We start from the raw sequence: 19,802 nt of genomic DNA, 5'->3' as shown, positions 1-19,802 counted from the left end.
TCTAACAATAATTAATAAAGTAAAGATTTGAAATAGAAAATATTATTATAATATATGCTTAATACAAAAGGAGGAAATAATGAAAATAATTGCATTTTATCTGCCACAGTTTCATTCAATACCTGAGAATGATGAATGGTGGGGAAAAGGTTTCACAGAATGGGTAAATGTAAAACAAGCAAAATCACTCTTCGAAGGACACTATCAACCTAGAATACCATTAAATAATAATTATTATTGCTTGATGGATGATAATGTATTGAAATGGCAAACAGAGATTGCAAAAGAATATGGTATATACGGGTTTTGTATTTATCATTATTGGTTTGAAGGTCATAAGTTATTGGAAAAACCTTTAGAAAAATTCAGAGATAATCCTGAATTGAATATGCCATATTGTATTTGTTGGGCTAATGAAAGTTGGACCAATGCTTGGATAGCTACTGGAGACGTTAAAACACTTATTAAGCAAACATATGGTGAGAAAGATGAATGGAAAAATCACTTTGATTATTTTTTAACTTTTTTTAAAGATAAAAATTATATAAGTAATAGTGGAAAACCATTGTTAGTTATATATAGACCTGAATTAATTGAAAATTTAAATGATATGTTAGATTATTGGAATGAGTTAGCTATAGAAAATGGATTTAATGGAATTGATTTTGCATATCAACAGATATCATTTTCGTTACAAAAAGAAATGGATGATTCAAGGTTTAAGTATGACATTGAATATCAGCCAGGGTATGCACGATTTGACTTACAAAATAATCAATCTAATAGATTAAAACTGTTAACATTTAAGATGAGAACTAAAATAAGAAATTTAGTGACATTAGTAGATAGAAAGTTAAATGTAAATATTACAGCAAGACTTACCAAAAATCAACTAAAAATTGAAGATTATGATCAGTTATGTGATGCAATTATTAATAGGAAACCTAAAAGTGAAAAATCTATACCAGGAATGTTTGTTGGTTGGGATAATACACCTAGGAGAGGAAAAAATGCAACAGTATGCACTAATAGCACTCCTGAAAAATTTAAGTATTATTTAACGAAACAAATTTTAAATGCTAAAGTTAACTATAAAAAAGATATGATGTTTATTTTTGCATGGAATGAATGGGCTGAAGGCGGATATCTTGAGCCAGATAAGAAATATCAGTATAAATATCTAGAGGCTATAAAGGATGCATTAACTGAAAATAATGAGCTCACTTGATGATGTAAAAGATAGAATATACGCATAATTAAACTTAAATAATAAAACATACTATAAAAGTAAAGCTTGATTTAAAGAGGAGGATAGTGAAGAAATATTCACTAGAATGTTATGGGATATATATTGTACTTTAGTACACTAATTGCAAATGGAATATTATTATTTAAAAAGAAGCCTTCAAAACTTATAGCTATTATAAGTTTTGCTATTATTGGATTATTTTTTGCTGGTAATTATGAGTCAGGTGATATTAATAATTATCTTAGTATGTTTTCAAACATACAGGTGATACTAGATAACTCAAAAATAGATAAATTATTTTATTACTTAATGATTTTTATGCAAGATAGAGGAATGGATTTTTTTAGTTTTAAAATTTTGTTAGCAATTATTATTTACCCTATTTTTATTATTTCAATTATTAAGTTTAGAGTAAATGTTAATTATGTATTATTTTTTTATTTAATACACTCGTTTTTTATGGATGTTGAACAAATAAGGAATACCATTGCATTGTGTATTTTTATATTTGGAGTACATTTTTTAGTTGATAAGGGAAAGGACTACATATTAAAGTATACAGCTTGTGTATTTTTAGCAACAGCATTTCATGCTTCGTTTATTATCTATATAATATTACTAGTAGTGGTTTTACCAGACAAAGAAAAGATTTTGAAATATATTCCTCATGTTATAATTATTATGTGCATTTTTATATTTTTAAATAAGAATAATATACCTTTTATAGATAGTGTTATAAATAGGTTGAATGATGAAAAAGCAAGTATTTATTTGAGTAACAAAGTAAATCTAGGGTTCTTAATTCCGTGGGCTCTCCATTTAGTAAGTTTCTCTGCAATATATTATTGTAAAAGATTAAGTGACAAATTAGAGAATGATAAGAAAACAAACATTGTGAATACTGTTTATTATATATATATAGTCAGCTTCATATTTTTTCCACTATACATGAGGTCCATAACATTTTATAGATTATCTAGGAACTTATGTTTACTTTGTATTTGTGCATGTTCCATGATAAATCAAGCATATAAGAAAGGAAGCTTAAAAAAAATAAAGCTTAATTTCATTTTGTTGGGGTCTATCTTGTGTTGGGCAATATTTGATTTATATATACGCAGTAATGAAATATTAATACCTGTTTTAACTAAAAATTTATATTTTAAATAAACTAAAGGTTTTAAATATAGAGGATTTATTATGAAAAAAACTATAAAATTTAATTCAATATTGAATATTGTTTATACAACGCTGAAAATTTTGTTCCCTATTATAACATTTCCATATGCATCAAGGATTTTAGGTCCTACAGAAATTGGTAGAATAAATTTTGCAAATACCTTTATAAGCTATTTTATATTGCTAGCTTCTTTAGGAATACCTACATATGCTATACGAGAATGTGCTAAAGTTAAGGATGATAAAAGTAAATTAAACTCAGTATATAGTGAATTGCTATCTTTAAATTTTATTTTTACTTTTATATCATACTTATGTTTAGTAGTAGTTTTAAATACTTTTGACTTCAATAAATATAAGAATTTAATATATTTTTATAGCATTTCAATAATATTTACTACTATAGGGGTTTCGTGGATTTTTAATGTATTTGAAAAATATTTTTATATAATTATGAGATCATTAATATTTCAAGTTATTTCCCTAATATTATTATTTGTTTTTGTGAAAAGTAAAAATGATTATATGATATATGCGGGCTTAATTATTTTTTCAAATGTTGGATCTAATATTCTTGATTTCGGATATGCTAGAAAGTTTGTTACTTTTTCATTAAAAAGTATAAGTAATATTAAAAGACACATAAAACCTATTTTAATTATGTTTAGTGTAACAATTGCATCTACCATATATGTTAACTTAGATGTAACTATACTTGGAATGCTTAAAAGTGCTAGAGAGGTTGGATTGTATACTGCCGCTACTAAAATCAATTTAGCTCTGGTAACATTAATTTCGTCTATAAGTACAGTATTGCTTCCAAGGCTATCTTACTATATAAGCAGAAATAATACAGATAAGTATGATTATTTAATATATAAAACAGTTGATTTTATTATGATGGTTGCAATACCAATTTCTGTAGGTTTATTTGTATTAAGTAAGGATATTATTGTCTTATTCAGTGGAATAGGATTTATTGATGCATTCATGCAAATGAGAATATTGGCAATAGGTATTTGTTGTTCAAGATTAAATTATATAATAGCTATCCAGATTTTTATACCAATAGATAAGGAAAAGTATTCTCTTTACTCGACACTTTGTGGTGCCATTGTTAATTGTATATTAAATTATTTTATGATTCCTAAATGGGGTGGTAATGGGGCAGCAGTAGCAACAGTGATTTCGGAAATTATTGTTCTACTATGTTGTTTATATTTACTAAACAGATTAAATTACATGAATAAATTTATTAAATGTTTGGGTAATTGTTGGCAATATATTTTAGCATCTTTTGAGATTGTAATTATTGCTATCTTCATTAATAAAATAAATAGTAATTTAATTCAAAAACTATTTTTGATTGTAATGATAAGTATAATTTCTTACTTTATAAGTTTATTCTTATTAAAAAATGAAAATATATATTCTATTTTTAAATTTTTAAAAAATAAATCTTATCAATCTTGTAAGTAAGAATAATGTAAAGTGTTTGTAAAGGGATGTTGAGAGGGAGAGTAAATGAAGTGAATTTACAAATGACTTCAATGATAGGTAAGGATATAAATCAAAAAATCTAATTATGGAGGACATAGAAACTATGAAAACATATCTAGTAACAGGAGGTGCCGGTTTTATTGGCTCCAATTTTATTCACTACATGTTAGATAAATATAATGACATAAAAATAATAAATTTAGACAAACTTACTTATGCAGGAAATCTAGAAAATTTAAAATCAATTGAAAATAATCCTAATTACAAATTTGTACAAGTAGATATTTGTGATAAGGAAGTTGTAGAAGGTTTATTCAGAAAATATGATATAGATTATGTTGTAAATTTTGCAGCAGAATCTCATGTAGATAGAAGTATAAGGGAACCAGAAGTGTTTGTTAAAACTAATGTTTTAGGAACGGTAACTCTTCTTAATGCGGCTAAATCTGCTTGGCAGCAAGACGAAAGGTTTAAAGCAGGTAAAAAGTATCTTCAAGTATCTACAGATGAAGTTTATGGTTCACTTGGAGAAACAGGATTTTTTATGGAAACTACTCCTTTAGATTCTCACAGTCCGTATTCGTCAAGCAAGGCTTCAGCAGACTTAATGGTTAAAGCTTATTATGATACTTATAAAATGCCTGTAAACATTACAAGGTGTTCAAATAATTATGGGCCATATCAATTTCCAGAAAAGCTAATACCTCTTATAATAAATAACTGTTTAAATAAAAAATCTCTTCCTATATATGGAGATGGATTAAATATAAGAGATTGGCTTTATGTTGAGGATCACTGCAAGGCAATAGATATGGTTATAAATGGTGGAAGATTAGGAGAAGTTTATAATATTGGTGGGCATAATGAAAGAACAAACATACATATTGTAAAAACTATAATTTCATACATTCATGATAATGTAGATTCAGAAGTGACAGAACAATTAATAAAATATGTAGAAGATAGAAAAGGTCATGATAGAAGGTATGGAATAGATCCAACTAAGATTAAAAATGAATTGGGATGGTATCCTGAAACTAAGTTTGAAGATGGAATAAAGAAAACTATAAAGTGGTATTTAGATAATAAACAATGGATGAAAAATGTAACATCTGGAGAATACCAAAAGTATTATAGCAAAATGTACTTATAAAATAAGGCTATAATTTCAATGAGACGGGGGTTTTACAAATGAAGGGAATTATTTTAGCCGGAGGTTCTGGAACAAGACTTTATCCAATGACCAAAGCTATATTAAAACAAAATATTCCAATATATGACAAGCCAATGATTTATTATCCATTATCAGTGCTAATGCTGGCAGATATAAGAGATATATTAATAATATCTACGCCAAGAGATATAGGTACTTTTAAAGAACTTTTAGGGGATGGAAGTAATATAGGAGTTCACTTTCAGTATGCAATTCAAGATAAGCCAAGAGGACTTGCAGATGCTTTTATAGTTGGAGAAGAATTTATTGGCAGTGATAATGTAGCTTTAGTGCTTGGAGATAATATATTTCACGGATACGGTTTTACAGAAAGACTTAAAAATGCAGTGAAGAGAAAAGAAGGAGCTACAATTTTTGGTTATCATGTAAGCAATCCTAGGGCATTTGGCGTAGTAGAGTTTGATGATAACAATAATGTAATATCTATCGAAGAGAAACCTGATAAACCTAAATCCAATTATGCAGTACCAGGTCTTTATTTTTATGATAATTCTGTAGTTGAGATTGCTAAAAATCTTAAACCATCTAAAAGAGGAGAAATAGAGATTACAGGTATTAATAATGAATATTTAAAAAGAGGCAGTTTAAAGGTAGAACTTTTTGGACGTGGTATGGCTTGGCTTGATACTGGGACGCCAAATGGACTTTTAAGTGCAGCAAATTTTGTAGAAGCAGTTCAAACAAGACAGGGACTTTATGTAGCTTGTATAGAGGAGATAGCTTATAAAAATGGATATATTAATGAAGAACAGCTCATTAAGATTGCAAAACCTTTAGCTAAAACTGATTATGGTAAATATCTTTTAAGTTTAGTTAAGGATGAAAATATTTCTATGAAGGAAGCAGCAGTTACTAAAAGCATATTATAAATTTGGGAGTGAAGCTCAATGAAAATATTGATTACCGGAGCGAAAGGACAGCTTGGAAGCCAGATACGTTCTATAATTGAAAGAAGAAATTCTGAACTTGGAAAAATAGATAAAATCTATTATGATGTAGAAGTTAAATATGTAGATTTTAAAGAAATGGATATAACTAAATTAGATGTGGTTTTAAATTTTGTTAGGGATTTAAAACCTGATATTATTATAAATTGTGCAGCTTATACAAATGTAGATAAATGTGAAAGTGACTTAGATAATGCTTTTAAAGTAAATTCTATAGGACCTAGAAATTTAGCTATAGCAGCTGAAAAAGTAAATGCTAAACTTTTACATGTGTCTACAGATTATGTGTTTAATGGAATGGGAAATATTCCATTTAAAGAGTACGATATACCTCAGCCTGTAAGCGTATATGGAAAGACTAAACTTTTAGGGGAGCAGTATGTTAGGGAAAACTGTAGTAAGTATTTTATAGTTAGAACTGCTTGGCTTTATGGGAAGTATGGGAAAAATTTTGTATACACTATAGTGAATGCAGCTAAGGAGAGAGGTCATTTAGATGTAGTAGATGATCAAAGAGGAAATCCTACTAATGCAGAAGATTTGGCATATCATATTTTAAAAATTGCACTTACAGAAGAATATGGTTTATATCATTGTACTGGTGAAGGTGAATGTAGTTGGTATGATTTTGCTTGCAGAATTGTAGAATATGCTGGAATAGATTGTACAGTAAACCAAGTAACTTCGGATAAATTAAATAGAGCAGCTAAAAGACCTAGTTTTTCATCTCTTGATAACATGATGCTTCGTTCTACGACAGGAAATGAAATGAGAGATTGGGAAAAAGCACTTGAAGCATTTATTGAAGATTTAAAACAATCTGAAGGGAGAATATAAATTGGGTAAATTTAAATTTGTGGAAACAGAAATACAGGGAGTATATATAATAGAAACAGGTATCTTTGGAGATAACAGAGGATACTTCATGGAAACATATAATTATGATGAATTTAAAGAAGCAGGCCTTGATATGGTATTTGTTCAAGATAACCAATCTAAGTCTAAAAAGGGAGTTCTTCGTGGACTACACTTTCAAAAGACACATCCTCAAGGAAAGCTTGTAAGAGTTATCAAAGGTGAAGTTTTTGATGTAGCAGTAGATTTAAGAAAAAATTCTAAGACTTATGGAAAGTGGGTTGGAGTAACTTTATCAGAAGAAAATAAGAAACAATTTTACATACCAGAAGGTTTTGCACATGGATTTTTAGTTCTATCTGATGAAGCGGAATTTTGCTATAAGTGTACTGAATTTTATCATCCAGAAGATGAAGGTGGATTACTTTGGAAGGATGAAGATATAAATATAAATTGGCCATTAGGTGATATAAAGGAAGAAAAACTTATTTTATCAGATAAGGATATGAAGTGGCAAACACTTAAAAAAAGTAAAATAGAATTTTAATAAAAATACTTCAAGTTATTGAAAGCTTGAAGTATTTTTATTAAATAGTGTTAAATAAGGAAAGTGAAAAGGTGAAGAAGGTTTAACTATATTTTTATAATTTAATTTTTGAATAAGAAACCCTATAGACGAGGGTAGATTAAAAAAGAGGTATGATATGCTGATATTTGGACATGTAGGGATAACTACTGGAGTTATTAAGGTATGTGAAAAAGTTATTAATAGAAAAAAGCCTAAAAATAATAGATTAATAGATTATAGAATAGTAATCCTAGGTTCAATCCTTCCAGATATTATTGACAAGCCAATAGTTCAGGTTATATATGGATTACAAAATCATGAAGGTCATTTCATCGCACATTCATTTATATTTTCGGCACTGCTTATAATACTTGGAATAGTTATGTTTCTTAAAAGTAAAAATAAAAGTATTTTGTTGCTAGGAATATGTACTTTTATTCATCAGATTTTTGATAAAATGATGGTAATGCCTAATATAATGTTTTTATCAACTATAAATTTAGATCATTTTATAGTTTTAAAAAGATTTAAGTTTGTTAATAATATTATGGTTTTTATTACTGAAAAATTTCCGTATTTTAGTGGAGTGGTTATATACTTTGAAAAACCATGTGTATTTATTTCTGAAGTGATGGGATTAATAATTATAGTTTATTTTGTCTATAAATTATATAAAAATAAAGGATATGAAAATTTCTTAAAGCAAGGCATATTATAATGAATAAAAGTTTTGAAATATATTATTTAGTTAGTAGAATAGATGATGTTTTTAGAAGCAAGAGAAGCAGAATTACATGATCAAATGACAAGAATAAAAAGCGCAAGAGCAGAAGGGACAAATGAAAAAGCTAATTACGCAATTGCAAGAGTTGAGGGTGAAGTTAAAGGTATTAGAGAAGAATATATTATATGGTTAATATATCGAAATTATGATATAATGTTGATATATTAATCGGGAGGTGTGTTTTATGCCATCAATAAGACCAAGTTCAGATTTGAGAAACAATTATGGTGAAATATCAGAGTTTTGCCATAAGTATAATGAACCAGTGTATATAACTAAGAATGGGCAGGGAGATTTAGCTGTCATGAGTATTGAAACCTATGAAAAACTTGTGGGTAAATTTCAATTGTATAAATTGATTGACGAGGGTGTAGATGCAATGCAAAAGAAAAAAGTGAGACCATTTAAAGAAGCATTGGCTGATATACAGAAAGGTTTATAAAATGAGTACTTACAATATTCAAATTACTGAACCTGCTGAAGAGGATCTATATGAAATTGGTGTTTATATATCTAAAGAACTTTTAGAACCTGAAACTGCAAAAAAGGTAATTTCAAAAATTGCTAAAGAAATTAATTCTTTAGCAGATATGCCACTAAGGAATGCATTAGTAGTTGATGAAAGATTAGCTTATAATGGTATACGAAAAATTATAGTGAATAACTATATTATATTTTATGTTGTTAATGATGAAAGTAAAACAGTTACTATTATTAGAGTATTATATAGTAGGAGAGATTGGTTAAATTTATTATAGATAAAATTACTAACAGGGAATTTTAAAACCCTGTTTTTTGTATGTCCAGCCGAGCTCAGCTAAGGCATCATAACGATCTCGGAGGGCCATTAACAAAGTATAAACAAAAGCCTGGAAGGGTGTGAAAATGATACATTTCATGGGGATTAGGAGCAAGCTCGTCATTCTTCCTCACAATGTAACCTGTTATCTGGTACTTTGTGTCGAAATTAGAAGTAAATATGTTAGAAAAAATAGAACTCTTAAAGTTTCATAGAATAATGCTTGCTTCATTTAAATGTATGTAGCTTTTAGGCTAAATTTGGAATTAATGAAATTGAATTAAGTTACTTGAAATTGAAAAATATTAATGCTAAGATGTAGATATAAAATTTATTGGTGGTGAAAAAATGGAAAACGACATTTTAGAACTATTAAAAAACATTAATGACAAACTTGATAAGCATACCGAAATATTAAATAATCATACTCAAATATTAGGTGAACACACTCAAATATTAAGAGTTTTGGAACATGCAAGTGAGGTTCATAGAGCAGAAATAGATAAAGTTAATTACGCAATTGCAAGAGTTGAAGGTGAAGTTAAAGGTATTAGAGAAGATCTTACAGCAGTAGAAATGATAACATCAAAAAATTGGAATGATATATCAAAGTTAAAAGCAGTAAAGTAACTAATTTGTGAGATATATGAAAAGTGCAAGATAAAAACAGAAGTAATTTAAGCTTCTGTTTTTTGTTGCTTAAGAATAAAGAATCTTATAATATATACTATGATATAATAATATTAATTAATATATTTGTTTAGGGATGTGATTTAGTGAAACTTTATGAAAGATTAGGGATTCAGGAAAATTTACTGAATCAAATAATAGATATTGTATCAAAATATGAATGTGTTGAAAAAGTTTTGGTATTTGGTTCAAGGGCAAGAATGGATTATAAAATTAATTCAGATATAGATATTGCTATATGTGGAAAGATGATAGATAAAAATGAACTTAATATTATGGAAGACGAAATAAGGGAAATAAATACTATTATAGATTTTGATATTGTCTATTTTGAAAATTTGTCCAAAAAATCACTTAAAAATAATATTATAAGGGATGGGGTGGAGATTTATGCTAAAAGATAGATTAAATGAAAGATTTATAGATTACCAGAATGCTTATAAAAGATTAAAGGAAAGTACTAAATTAGAAATAAATGACGATATCATTGTTGATGCTGTTATTCAAAGATTTGAATTTACTTTTGAAATGTCATGGAAACTTATGAAAATATATTTAGAGTATCAAGGAATTCAGGATATTCAAAGTCCTAGAAGTACAATAAAGGCTGCTTTTAAATATGGATTAATTGAAGATGGGGATAAGTGGATTGGAATGATGCTTGATAGAAATAGAACATCTCATGTGTATGATGAGAAAACTGCTTTAGAGATATATAATAATGTAAAGAAAGATTATGTTTTTTTACTAGAAAAACTGTTAAACAAAATAGAAGAAGTAATTTGACATAAAAAAATAACAAAGATTAATAACTTATAGAGAGGACGGATAATATGAAAGTAAAAAAAGCAATAATACCAGCAGCAGGATTAGGCACAAGGTTTTTGCCTGCAACTAAGGCACAGCCTAAAGAAATGCTTCCTATAGTGGATAAGCCTGCTATACAATATATAATAGAAGAGGCTGTTGCCTCAGGTATAGAAGAAATACTTATTATAACTGGAAGAAATAAAAGAGCTATAGAAGATCACTTTGATAAATCCATTGAACTTGAGCAAGAATTAATAGCTCATGGTAAAGATGAGTTGCTTAAGGTTATTAAAGACATATCCAATATGGCTAATATATATTACATAAGACAAAAAGAGCCTAAGGGCTTGGGACATGCTATAAATTGTGCTAGAACATTTGTAGGTAATGAACCTTTTGCTGTAATGCTTGGAGACGATATTGTAGATAGTGAAGTACCATGTTTGAAACAGCTAATTGATTGTTATGATGAATACAAAACTTCAATACTTGGAGTGCAAAAGGTGTTAGAAGAAAATGTGTCCAAGTATGGTATAGTTAAAGGAATGCATATTGAAGATAGAGTTTATAAGGTAAAAGATTTAGTGGAAAAGCCTTCTATAAAGGAAGCTCCTTCTAATGTAGCAATACTTGGAAGATATATAATTACACCTAGTATATTTGATATATTGGATAATACAACTCCAGGTAAGGGAGGAGAAATACAGCTTACAGATGCGTTAAAAGTACTTATGAGTAATGAAGCTATGTATGCATATAATTTTGAAGGTAGAAGATATGATGTAGGTGATAAAATGGGCTTTTTACAGGCTACTGTAGAATTTGCATTAAAGAGAGAAGAGCTTAAGAAACCCTTTGGAGAATATCTTTTTTCATTGAATCAAGGAAATTTTTTAAATAAGGAATGTGAACATAAGTAATTTATAACAAAGTTTTGATGAAAATGTGCTAGTGTACATATATGGTTATGATGATTACCAATGGATCTTATTTAATGGGGAAGAAGACAAGGTAGTCATCAGATAAAAAGTTACTAGGAGGAAAAAATTAATGATAAAATCACTAAGGATAGCATGGCACTTTTTAATACATAGTAAAATACAGACTCTTTTAATAATACTTGGTATTTCTATAGGGGTGTCAGTACAAATATTTATTGGACTTTTAAGTCAGGGACTTGAAGGCAGTTTAGTAAGTAAGGTTATAGGTAGTTTTGTGAATATTACCATATCATCTGAAAGTGGAAAAATAGAAGATTGGCAAAATAAGAAAAATAAAATAAATGATTTAAATGTTGGAGCTACTACTATAGCACCTGTAGTGAATCTTAATGGATTTGTGCAGTTTAATGATAAAAAGGAAAATGTGCAAGTAAGAGGATTTTATCCCGAGGATGTTAATTCAGTATATGATATGAAAAGTAAAGTGTATGAAGGAAAAATGATTAGTGGTAGTGGACAGGTCATTGTTGGTAAAGATTTGAGAAAGAAGTTAGGAGTGAATTTAGGAGATAAAATTGATGTTTTAACTTTTGGTGGTAATAAAACTGAAGCTACAGTAGTAGGATTTTATGATTTAGGAGCTATCTTGATAAATAGTAGTTGGATTATATCAGATTTTGCTACTGCTCAAAATATAGCAGGTAATGGAAATAGTATTACATCCATGGAAATTTTAGTTAAAGATGCTTATAATGCAGATATTACAGCTAACAAGATAAATCAGTGTCTTGGGGATAAAAGTTTAAGAATAGAAAATTGGAAAAGTCAAAATAAGCTTTTAGCTAGTGCTATGTCTGGTCAAAAAGTATGCTCTGTAATAATTCAATTTTTTGTATTACTTGCAGCTGTATTAAGTATAATTAGTATTCTTGGCATAAGTGTGGTTCAAAAGTATAAACAGATAGGTATTTTAAAAGCTATGGGACTTAAGGATAGTTCAGCAGCATTTGTATTTTTATTACAAGCTTTTATTTTAGGGATACTTGGTACTGCAGTTGGTGTTGAATTAACTATGTTGTATATAAAAGAGTTTAATAGGCATATAGTCACTGGTGAAGGAAAACCTATAATAGATATAGTTATAAATCATAGATTTATGTTAAAATCTGTACTTATAGATGTAGCAGCATCAACTTTAGCAGCTTTTTTACCAGCTATAAAAGCATTTAAACTTAATCCAGTGGAGGTAATAAAAAATGCCTAATATAATAGAACTTAAAGATGTTAGTAAAGTATATGGTAGAAGAATTAGAACGGAGGTATTACATAATACAAATTTAAGTATTGAAGAAGGGTCTTTTAATTCAATAATGGGTGCTTCTGGCAGTGGAAAAACTACTCTTTTAAATATAATGGGAACATTAGATAAACCTACAAATGGACAAATTTATATAGGTGGTAATAGAACAGATAAAATGAGCAGAAGATCTCTTGCTTCTACTAGAAATAAAAATATAGGCTTTGTTTTTCAATTCCATTATTTATTACCTGAATTTAATGTTATTGAAAATGTACTTTTGCCCCACAGCATAAAAAGTCTTTTTTGCGGCAGAAAAACTCGTGAAAAGGCAGAGCAGCTTCTTGAATTAGTAGGGTTATTAAGTGTTAAGAAAAAGAAAGTTTATGATTTGTCTGGGGGACAGCAGCAAAGGATAGCTATTGCTAGAGCACTTATGAATGAACCTAAAATCATATTAGCAGATGAACCTACAGGAAATTTAGATTCTAATTCTGCTGAAAGTGTATATAATATATTTAAAGATATAAACGTTCAATTGGGAACCACTTTTGTAATAGTCACTCATGATGAAAGAATAGCTAGAAAGACAAATAGAATAATAGAAATAAAGGATGGAGCAATTATAAAATGAAAAGAATTTTCTTAATTATTTTATGTGCTTTTCACATAGTTTGCAATAATAATGGATTTAATTGTAAAATATTTTTCTATGAAATGTAATTTTTTGTGCATTGATAAAAAGCAATTGTGATGATATAATTTCTTTACAATGTAATCATATAAGTGGTGGTGAAAAGCTTGGATAAAGAAACAAAGCAGATGTTCGAATTAATATTAGCTAAATTAGATGGCATGGATGGAAGATTAGACAGTATGGACGGAAGATTGGACAGCATGAACGGAAGATTGGATAACATGGATGGAAGATTAGACCGTATGGACGGAAGACTAGACAACATGGATGGAAGGTTGGACAGCGTTGAAAAAAGGCAAGATGAAATGTATCTTATTCAAAGATCGTTAGAAGAAAATATTAAGGTAACAAGAGCGGAACAGGAAAAAATGATTTATATGCTTGCAGACGTTCAAGGAAAAGTAACAAAGTTAACTGAAGAAGTAGATGAGCATGAAGAAGTAATTAAGCAAATTAGAGCAATAAAGTAATTGTATTGTTTATAAGAGCGTTTTTAAATGCTCTTTTCTTTTTTGTGAAAATCATAGTTAAAGGTTTTTGCATTTACAATATATATTATAAGTAGTGGATAATAATGACTTGTGTGGTTTGGTTTAACCAAATGGTCATGTGATATTTTTCATATTATAAAAAACATGGAATTAAGTTTTCATGTTTTTTTTACTTTTAGTTTAATGTTCAATAAGTACCATAAATTAATGCATTGAATATATAATATTCTAACATTAAAATGAAATTACTATATAAATAAAGTTATAAGGCGTAGTTTTATGTGCATTTTAATTAATAGTTTCAGAAAACATTAAAGTTGAAGGATAACAAGTTATTTATTACAGGAGGTAGTAAATATGAATATAAAAAGTGGAAAAGTGTTTGCAAGCAGTGCACTAATGTCATTGGTTTTAGCTGCAGCTTTATCAGTTGGTACAGTTAAAGCAGCAGAAGGAACAATTACAAGAATAGGTGAGATTGATAGATATGCTACTGCAGCTAAAGTTGCTACATCAAATTGGACAAACAGTGATGATGTAATATTGGTAACAGGTGAAGGCTATGCAGATGCAGTAAGTGCTTCAGCATTAGCTAAAAGGCTAAATGCACCTATACTTTTGACATCGCCAGGATCATTAAGTACTTATACCGAAAATGCATTAACTGCATTAAATACTAAAAATATATATATTATAGGTGGAAATGCTTCAGTTTCAGCTTCAGTAAGAACTAAGTTAAAAGCTAACTATAATTTAATAGAGTTAGGGGGAGCTGACAGATATGAGACTAATGCAAAGGTTGCTCAAAAATTAGTTGATTTGGGAGTTAAAGCTGATGAAGTTATAATGGTTGGTGGGGAAGGTTTTTCAGATGCTTTATCAGTAGCTCCAATAGCAGCTGCTAAAGGTCAAATTCTTTTACTTGGAATGAACAGTGCTGAATACATGAAACCAGTTATAGATTTTGTAAGCAAGAATAATTCAAAGGTTACAGTAGTTGGAACTAAAAATGTTATAAATAATTCTATTTACAGTGCAGTGAATGCGGTAAAGAGAATAGATGGCGGAACGGATAGGTTTGATACTAATATGAAGGTTTTAGATGCATTCAAGGATACTCTCAAAATGGACAAAATGTATATTGCTAATGCATCAGGTGATGGATATGCAGATGCTTTAGTTGCTTCAGCAGTAGCTGGAAAATCAGATGCGCCATTAATATTAGTTGATACTGAAGGTTCATATGGAACAACTAATGCTATAGTATATATTAAAGATAATGCCACATCTAAAACAGATTTAAATGTTATAGGAGGTACAGGAGTTGTTTCAAAAAATACAGGAGATGCTATAAATGCTGCTGCAGCCGATAGTAAAGACGGGAATGGACAAGCAACTATTCAATCTATAGAAGCAGTGAATTTAAATCAATTTAAAGTTCATTTTAATACTGCTGTTTACAATAGTTCTGCTGAAGACGTAAGAAATTACAAAATTGATGGTATTGAGCTGACACCAGTAGATGTTAATGGAAATGCAATAGACGAAAATGGAGCAGTAGCTAAAGCTATTGATGATAAGACAGTTTTAATAACTTTAGCAAGTCCAAGAAAACAATATGATGGTGTTATAATTTCTGTTAAAAAATCTATTTTAAATAAAGATAAGAGTCAGACTATAGATGCTTTTGATCAAAATGTAACATTTTGGGATACTGAAGTTCCTAAATTAAAATCAATAAATATGGAAGGAAATAATTTATTAACATTAGAATTTTCTGAAGTTGCTAATATAAAAGATATTTTATCTTTAGAAAGTAAAATTAAGATTGATGGGCAAAACATAGCTAATTATGGTATAGATAGTAATCCATCTTTAACCAAAATAAAAAATGGGATTATAGTAAATGGCAGTACATGGACAAACGATGTTCAATTTTATTTTGCTACGCCAATACCGGTAGGTGATCATAGCTTAGAAATTTCAGATGGAGAAACAAATGAAATATTAAGTGATGCAGCTGGGTTTGCCTTAAAGAAAAGTAATTTAAATTTTAAAATAGCTGCCAATACTACTAATCCATCAATTATTTCAATAAATGAAGCTGCAAGTGGAGAAGTTCATATTATTTTTGACAGAGCAATGGACAGGAAAACAGCCTTTGACAGCAAAAACTATGAATTAAATGGTGTGAATTTAAATTATATGTCTGCAGTTAGTTTTGATAATGATAATAATGATTGTACAATTAAAATAAAAGGTTTAAGTAATATTCAACCAGGAGCAAATACTCTTTATATTAGCAATAATGTTAAAGATGCCTATGGCAATAAGGTTGGTAATGATACTAGAGTAAGTTTTAATGCTATTAAAGATGAGACAAAGCCAACAGTTGTAAGTGTTAAGGCCATTGACAGTGAAACTATTCGTGTAAGATTCAGTAAAGATGTTAATTATTTTTATGCTACTAATAAATCAAACTATAAGCTAGATGATAATCAGGGTGTAAATATAAGTAATCATATTGATGCAATATACAGTACTGGCGGTGGAAATGAAAATAGCAACACAAATATTTATGATATTAAATTAAAGAAGGTAAATCCTGATAATTCTAATGACGATTGGAGATTAACAGGTTCAAATTATAAGCTAACAATTAAAAATATTATAGATACAGTAACTAAACCAAATACAATGGATGATTACTCAGATACTTTCACATGTGTTGATGATATAGCTCCAAAGGTAACAGGGGTATATTATAAGCAAAATAGTTTTTCAGGAAAGGATCAGGTAGTTATTTATTTTACTGAAGCTATGGATGTAAATACTGTTATAAATAAGAATAACTATAAATTTGCAAACGGTGAAGGAGATACAAAATCTTTACCAGATGATGCAAATGTTATATTTGGTGGGGATAATAAAAGTGTTATAATTGAATTTCCTACAAGATATCATGTTAAAATAGCTGATGCACAAGGAAACATTGCGAATACTGGTATAACTAATGATGTGCTTAAGTTAATAGTTTCTAATGTTAAAGATAAATCTTTAAACGTATTAGATGGTGTAGCATATACAAGTGCAATATTTGTTAATTCAACAGGAGCTAAAGTAAAAGCTAATACAATTAAAGTTTATTATGAAGGTGATGACTTAAAAGCTTCAATTCAATTTGATAGGGCTATAGATAATTTAAATCCAAGTGATTTTTCATTGGGGAAAGTGGCTCCAACTAGTGCAAGCGCCGATGGCAATAAGGTAATACTTACATTTAAGGATGGAGATTTAGCTACTGCTAGTGAAAAGAATGTAGTATCTCAAATAAGATTTGCTAATGGAAAAATTAATAGCAATGCTAATACTACCAAGATAGACCTTATAAAATCTCAAGGGCAGAAAGCATATTTGGCAATAAAGACATATGCTAAAACAACAGATGAAACTGGTGCGTCTATATATACTTTATCAGATGAAGCAGCAAGTATACAAAATACAATATATGATTATGAAGCTAATCCTAAAACGGCTCCAGAATATTTCACAGCATCAAAGGATGCAAATGGTGGAAGGGTTTATATAACCTTTGATACAATACTTAGTGCAAATAGCGGTATAAAGGCAGATGATTTTGTATTTATAGGTACTAATGGCACAGAAATAAAACCTGATTCAGTAGCAATAAACAAAAATACAGTTATATTTAATTTCGATAATGATAATAATAATATACAAGCATTTACAGGAAAGGTTAGCGTAAAAGTTAAGAATACAGTATTAATAACAACTGAAAGGGATTCTGATGGAAAGTATGTTAATTATATTCCATCAAGTGATGATTTAAAGGAAAGAAATATAAATATAGTATCTTCTTAAAATATATTATAAAAAACAGAGGCTTCAGCTTTTATGTTGAAGCCTCTGTCTTTTTATTCAATTTTATATTAAATCCAAGTTTTGTATGTGTCAAAGTTGAGTTTATAATAAAAACATGTGGAAATAAAATTTCCAATGTGGTAAAATTATTTCATCATTGAAATATTTAATATTGAAAGGAAATAGTATGAATAGAAATAAAATTTATGAGTTAGTAGAAGAAATTAATTCTATTTCCAAGTTAGTAAATAGGAAAATAAGTAGTGGTAAACACAAAAAGTTTACTATAACTACTCTGATGATAATGAATCAATTGAGAATTGGAAATGTAAAAACGTTGACAGAATTAAGTGAAACTTTATGCATTCCCAATAGCACTGTTTCTGTAATAGTAGACAAGCTTGTAAAATTAGGCATTGTCAGAAGGGAGAGAGATGAAAAAGACAGAAGAAAGGTACTTATATACATTAAAGATGAAGGACTACAACAGGAAAAACAAATTATAAAATGCCGAATGGATTATTTTGAAGATTTATTTAAAAATGCCAGTGATGACGAAATTGATTGCATTTTAAGGGGCTTGAAGATATTGGAAAAGTTTATGGATTAGTATAAAGAATAAAAAGGGTAATTATAGAGGAGGTTTTTATATATGAAGAGGCTTAGATTATTATGCATAACAGCAGCTTTAACTACTACATTATTTTCATCAACAGTTTTTGCAGCAGGTGCTGCACAGTCTGCACAAAATTTATTGGATGTAGATAAGGCTATAGATATGGCTATCGAAAACTCATATTCACTTAAAAAGTTAGATTTGAGTATAAGTCAACTTAAAAATAATTATGTAGATTCTCAAAGGAATGCTGCAGGTTATGATGATCAACTTACTTCCCTTGAAAAACTTAGTAGCACGATTAAGAATGATAGTTTAAAGTTAAATCTTATAAATAGCCAAAAATTAAGTCTTATACAGGGAAGGGATTTTATTCAATTAGAGTATAAGTATGCTATATTTCAATATACGAATATAAAACAAGCTTCAGAAAATGAATTAAAAGCTGGTGTATATAAATTATATTCAGGCCTTGTTAGTCTTAAAGAAGGATTAGATGTAGAACAGCAGAATTTTAATAATGTGGAAGATCAGTATAAAAAGGCACAGTTTCAATTGCAGCTTGGATTAGTATCAAAAGCAGATGTAAAAACTAGTGAAGCATCTTATCTTGCTGAAAAAGCAAAGTTAAATCAGTATCAGAGACAATATGATGCATATACGAAACAGCTTAATCAGCTTCTAGGTGTGGATATTAATACAAGATATACAGGCTTTACTAAGGATAATTTAGCAACTTCTACATCTTCTAAAAGTTATGATGATTATGTAAAAGATGCACTTGCAAATAGAATTAAAATAAAAAATGATAATGAGATGATTGATACAAAGAAGATGGAGTTTTATTCTGTAAGAGGAGTATACAATAGCGATAAGTCACCTCAATATGAAGTGGCTAATTATCCTGTAGAAGCTGCTAAGAATAAATTAGAGACAGATAAAATTGACATATCAATAGAAATAAATAATCTGTATAATGATTTACAGGTTAAAGTTAAAAAGTTAGAACCTGCAAAGAAGGACTATGACTCTATGAAAAAGACTTATGATAAGGCATCACAGAGTTATAATTTAGGTTTAATAAGTAAAATTGACTTTGATAAAGCAGCAGTAGGTCTTAAAGCTAAAGAAATTGCATTAAAGTCTATTCAAAGAGATATATGGTTAGCACAAACAAATCTTAATTATGCTTCAGATATTGGTGCAGACGGTTCAACTCTTGCAAGTGCTAATAATTAAACATGGTCATTTATAACTTTAATT

General features: G+C 28.6%; 21 protein-coding genes. All 21 read left to right on the top strand.

What is annotated here, in order from left to right; genetic code table 11:
- Positions 1 to 79 precede the first annotated feature (79 nt).
- Positions 80 to 1,228: a glycosyltransferase WbsX family protein gene (locus tag HBE96_RS21125; protein WP_169299684.1), complete on the top strand. Its 1,149-nt coding sequence runs from the start codon at positions 80 to 82 to the stop codon at positions 1,226 to 1,228.
- Between the two features lie 111 nt (positions 1,229 to 1,339).
- Positions 1,340 to 2,419, top strand: coding sequence for an EpsG family protein (locus HBE96_RS21120; RefSeq protein ID WP_169299683.1), 1,080 nt, complete (start codon positions 1,340 to 1,342; stop codon positions 2,417 to 2,419).
- 30 nt (positions 2,420 to 2,449) lie between these two features.
- On the top strand, positions 2,450 to 3,907 hold the full coding sequence (locus HBE96_RS21115) for an oligosaccharide flippase family protein (protein ID WP_169299682.1): 1,458 nt from the start codon (positions 2,450 to 2,452) through the stop codon (positions 3,905 to 3,907).
- A gap of 124 nt (positions 3,908 to 4,031) precedes the next feature.
- Positions 4,032 to 5,081 (top strand): dTDP-glucose 4,6-dehydratase, encoded by a 1,050-nt coding sequence (gene rfbB / locus HBE96_RS21110; protein WP_169299681.1) that lies wholly within the window; start codon positions 4,032 to 4,034, stop codon positions 5,079 to 5,081.
- A gap of 38 nt (positions 5,082 to 5,119) precedes the next feature.
- On the top strand, positions 5,120 to 6,031 hold the full coding sequence (gene rfbA, locus HBE96_RS21105) for a glucose-1-phosphate thymidylyltransferase RfbA (protein ID WP_169299680.1): 912 nt from the start codon (positions 5,120 to 5,122) through the stop codon (positions 6,029 to 6,031).
- An 18-nt stretch (positions 6,032 to 6,049) separates the two neighbouring features.
- A complete protein-coding gene (rfbD, locus tag HBE96_RS21100) occupies positions 6,050 to 6,946 on the top strand; it encodes a dTDP-4-dehydrorhamnose reductase (RefSeq protein WP_169299679.1) in 897 nt (298 codons plus the stop codon).
- Between the two features lies 1 nt (position 6,947).
- Positions 6,948 to 7,511 carry a dTDP-4-dehydrorhamnose 3,5-epimerase gene (gene rfbC / locus HBE96_RS21095; protein ID WP_169299678.1) on the top strand — a complete coding sequence of 188 codons (564 nt, stop codon included), beginning with the start codon at positions 6,948 to 6,950 and terminating at the stop codon, positions 7,509 to 7,511.
- Between the two features lie 157 nt (positions 7,512 to 7,668).
- Complete coding sequence (locus tag HBE96_RS21090) at positions 7,669 to 8,250, top strand: metal-dependent hydrolase (RefSeq protein WP_169299677.1); 582 nt, start codon at positions 7,669 to 7,671, stop codon at positions 8,248 to 8,250.
- Positions 8,251 to 8,292: 42 nt separating this feature from the next.
- Positions 8,293 to 8,484 (top strand): hypothetical protein, encoded by a 192-nt coding sequence (locus tag HBE96_RS21085; RefSeq protein ID WP_169299676.1) that lies wholly within the window; start codon positions 8,293 to 8,295, stop codon positions 8,482 to 8,484.
- 16 nt (positions 8,485 to 8,500) lie between these two features.
- Positions 8,501 to 8,758 carry a type II toxin-antitoxin system Phd/YefM family antitoxin gene (locus HBE96_RS21080; RefSeq protein WP_169299675.1) on the top strand — a complete coding sequence of 86 codons (258 nt, stop codon included), beginning with the start codon at positions 8,501 to 8,503 and terminating at the stop codon, positions 8,756 to 8,758.
- Position 8,759: 1 nt separating this feature from the next.
- Positions 8,760 to 9,074: a type II toxin-antitoxin system RelE/ParE family toxin gene (locus HBE96_RS21075; protein WP_169299674.1), complete on the top strand. Its 315-nt coding sequence runs from the start codon at positions 8,760 to 8,762 to the stop codon at positions 9,072 to 9,074.
- Between the two features lie 389 nt (positions 9,075 to 9,463).
- A complete protein-coding gene (locus HBE96_RS21070) occupies positions 9,464 to 9,745 on the top strand; it encodes a hypothetical protein (RefSeq protein ID WP_169299673.1) in 282 nt (93 codons plus the stop codon).
- A gap of 146 nt (positions 9,746 to 9,891) precedes the next feature.
- The gene (locus HBE96_RS21065; protein ID WP_169299672.1) at positions 9,892 to 10,209 is read left to right on the top strand and encodes a nucleotidyltransferase domain-containing protein; all 318 of its coding nucleotides are present in this window, start codon (positions 9,892 to 9,894) and stop codon (positions 10,207 to 10,209) included.
- Entirely contained in the window at positions 10,196 to 10,591 is a 396-nt protein-coding gene (locus tag HBE96_RS21060; protein ID WP_169299671.1) for a nucleotidyltransferase substrate binding protein, read from the top strand. Before HBE96_RS21065 ends, HBE96_RS21060 begins: the two co-directional genes overlap by 14 nt.
- 47 nt (positions 10,592 to 10,638) lie before the next feature.
- A complete protein-coding gene (gene galU, locus HBE96_RS21055) occupies positions 10,639 to 11,535 on the top strand; it encodes a UTP--glucose-1-phosphate uridylyltransferase GalU (RefSeq protein WP_169299670.1) in 897 nt (298 codons plus the stop codon).
- A gap of 130 nt (positions 11,536 to 11,665) precedes the next feature.
- Positions 11,666 to 12,820, top strand: a complete 1,155-nt coding sequence (locus HBE96_RS21050; RefSeq protein WP_169299669.1) for an ABC transporter permease — start codon at positions 11,666 to 11,668, stop codon at positions 12,818 to 12,820.
- Positions 12,813 to 13,487: an ABC transporter ATP-binding protein gene (locus HBE96_RS21045; RefSeq protein ID WP_169299668.1), complete on the top strand. Its 675-nt coding sequence runs from the start codon at positions 12,813 to 12,815 to the stop codon at positions 13,485 to 13,487. The genes HBE96_RS21050 and HBE96_RS21045 overlap by 8 nt, the downstream gene beginning before the upstream one ends.
- A 167-nt stretch (positions 13,488 to 13,654) precedes the next feature.
- Entirely contained in the window at positions 13,655 to 14,020 is a 366-nt protein-coding gene (locus HBE96_RS21040) for a hypothetical protein (RefSeq protein WP_169299667.1), read from the top strand.
- Between the two features lie 378 nt (positions 14,021 to 14,398).
- Entirely contained in the window at positions 14,399 to 17,923 is a 3,525-nt protein-coding gene (locus tag HBE96_RS21035) for a cell wall-binding repeat-containing protein (protein ID WP_169299666.1), read from the top strand.
- 187 nt (positions 17,924 to 18,110) lie between these two features.
- Positions 18,111 to 18,533, top strand: coding sequence for a MarR family winged helix-turn-helix transcriptional regulator (locus HBE96_RS21030; RefSeq protein ID WP_169299665.1), 423 nt, complete (start codon positions 18,111 to 18,113; stop codon positions 18,531 to 18,533).
- 42 nt (positions 18,534 to 18,575) lie between these two features.
- Positions 18,576 to 19,778: a TolC family protein gene (locus tag HBE96_RS21025; protein WP_169299664.1), complete on the top strand. Its 1,203-nt coding sequence runs from the start codon at positions 18,576 to 18,578 to the stop codon at positions 19,776 to 19,778.
- Positions 19,779 to 19,802 lie beyond the last annotated feature (24 nt).

This window comes from Clostridium muellerianum, from assembly GCF_012926525.1.
GTDB lineage: Bacteria > Bacillota > Clostridia > Clostridiales > Clostridiaceae > Clostridium_AM > Clostridium_AM muellerianum.
The sequence above is the reverse complement of the archived record's forward strand: the minus strand, read 5'-3'. Positions and strand labels throughout refer to the sequence as shown.

Bases quoted from the DNA above. Each gene is read 5' to 3' on its own strand.
- HBE96_RS21050 (WP_169299669.1), top strand. From the start codon at position 11,666: ATGATAAAATCACTAAGGATAGCATGGCACTTTTTAATACATAGTAAA.
- HBE96_RS21080 (WP_169299675.1), top strand. From the start codon at position 8,501: ATGCCATCAATAAGACCAAGTTCAGATTTGAGAAACAATTATGGTGAA.
- HBE96_RS21030 (WP_169299665.1), top strand. From the start codon at position 18,111: ATGAATAGAAATAAAATTTATGAGTTAGTAGAAGAAATTAATTCTATT.
- rfbD (WP_169299679.1), top strand. From the start codon at position 6,050: ATGAAAATATTGATTACCGGAGCGAAAGGACAGCTTGGAAGCCAGATA.
- HBE96_RS21035 (WP_169299666.1), top strand. From the start codon at position 14,399: ATGAATATAAAAAGTGGAAAAGTGTTTGCAAGCAGTGCACTAATGTCA.
- HBE96_RS21085 (WP_169299676.1), top strand. From the start codon at position 8,293: ATGATGTTTTTAGAAGCAAGAGAAGCAGAATTACATGATCAAATGACA.
- HBE96_RS21060 (WP_169299671.1), top strand. From the start codon at position 10,196: ATGCTAAAAGATAGATTAAATGAAAGATTTATAGATTACCAGAATGCT.
- HBE96_RS21120 (WP_169299683.1), top strand. From the start codon at position 1,340: ATGGGATATATATTGTACTTTAGTACACTAATTGCAAATGGAATATTA.
- rfbB (WP_169299681.1), top strand. From the start codon at position 4,032: ATGAAAACATATCTAGTAACAGGAGGTGCCGGTTTTATTGGCTCCAAT.
- rfbA (WP_169299680.1), top strand. From the start codon at position 5,120: ATGAAGGGAATTATTTTAGCCGGAGGTTCTGGAACAAGACTTTATCCA.
- HBE96_RS21090 (WP_169299677.1), top strand. From the start codon at position 7,669: ATGCTGATATTTGGACATGTAGGGATAACTACTGGAGTTATTAAGGTA.
- galU (WP_169299670.1), top strand. From the start codon at position 10,639: ATGAAAGTAAAAAAAGCAATAATACCAGCAGCAGGATTAGGCACAAGG.
- HBE96_RS21075 (WP_169299674.1), top strand. From the start codon at position 8,760: ATGAGTACTTACAATATTCAAATTACTGAACCTGCTGAAGAGGATCTA.
- HBE96_RS21045 (WP_169299668.1), top strand. From the start codon at position 12,813: ATGCCTAATATAATAGAACTTAAAGATGTTAGTAAAGTATATGGTAGA.
- HBE96_RS21125 (WP_169299684.1), top strand. From the start codon at position 80: ATGAAAATAATTGCATTTTATCTGCCACAGTTTCATTCAATACCTGAG.
- HBE96_RS21115 (WP_169299682.1), top strand. From the start codon at position 2,450: ATGAAAAAAACTATAAAATTTAATTCAATATTGAATATTGTTTATACA.
- HBE96_RS21070 (WP_169299673.1), top strand. From the start codon at position 9,464: ATGGAAAACGACATTTTAGAACTATTAAAAAACATTAATGACAAACTT.
- HBE96_RS21025 (WP_169299664.1), top strand. From the start codon at position 18,576: ATGAAGAGGCTTAGATTATTATGCATAACAGCAGCTTTAACTACTACA.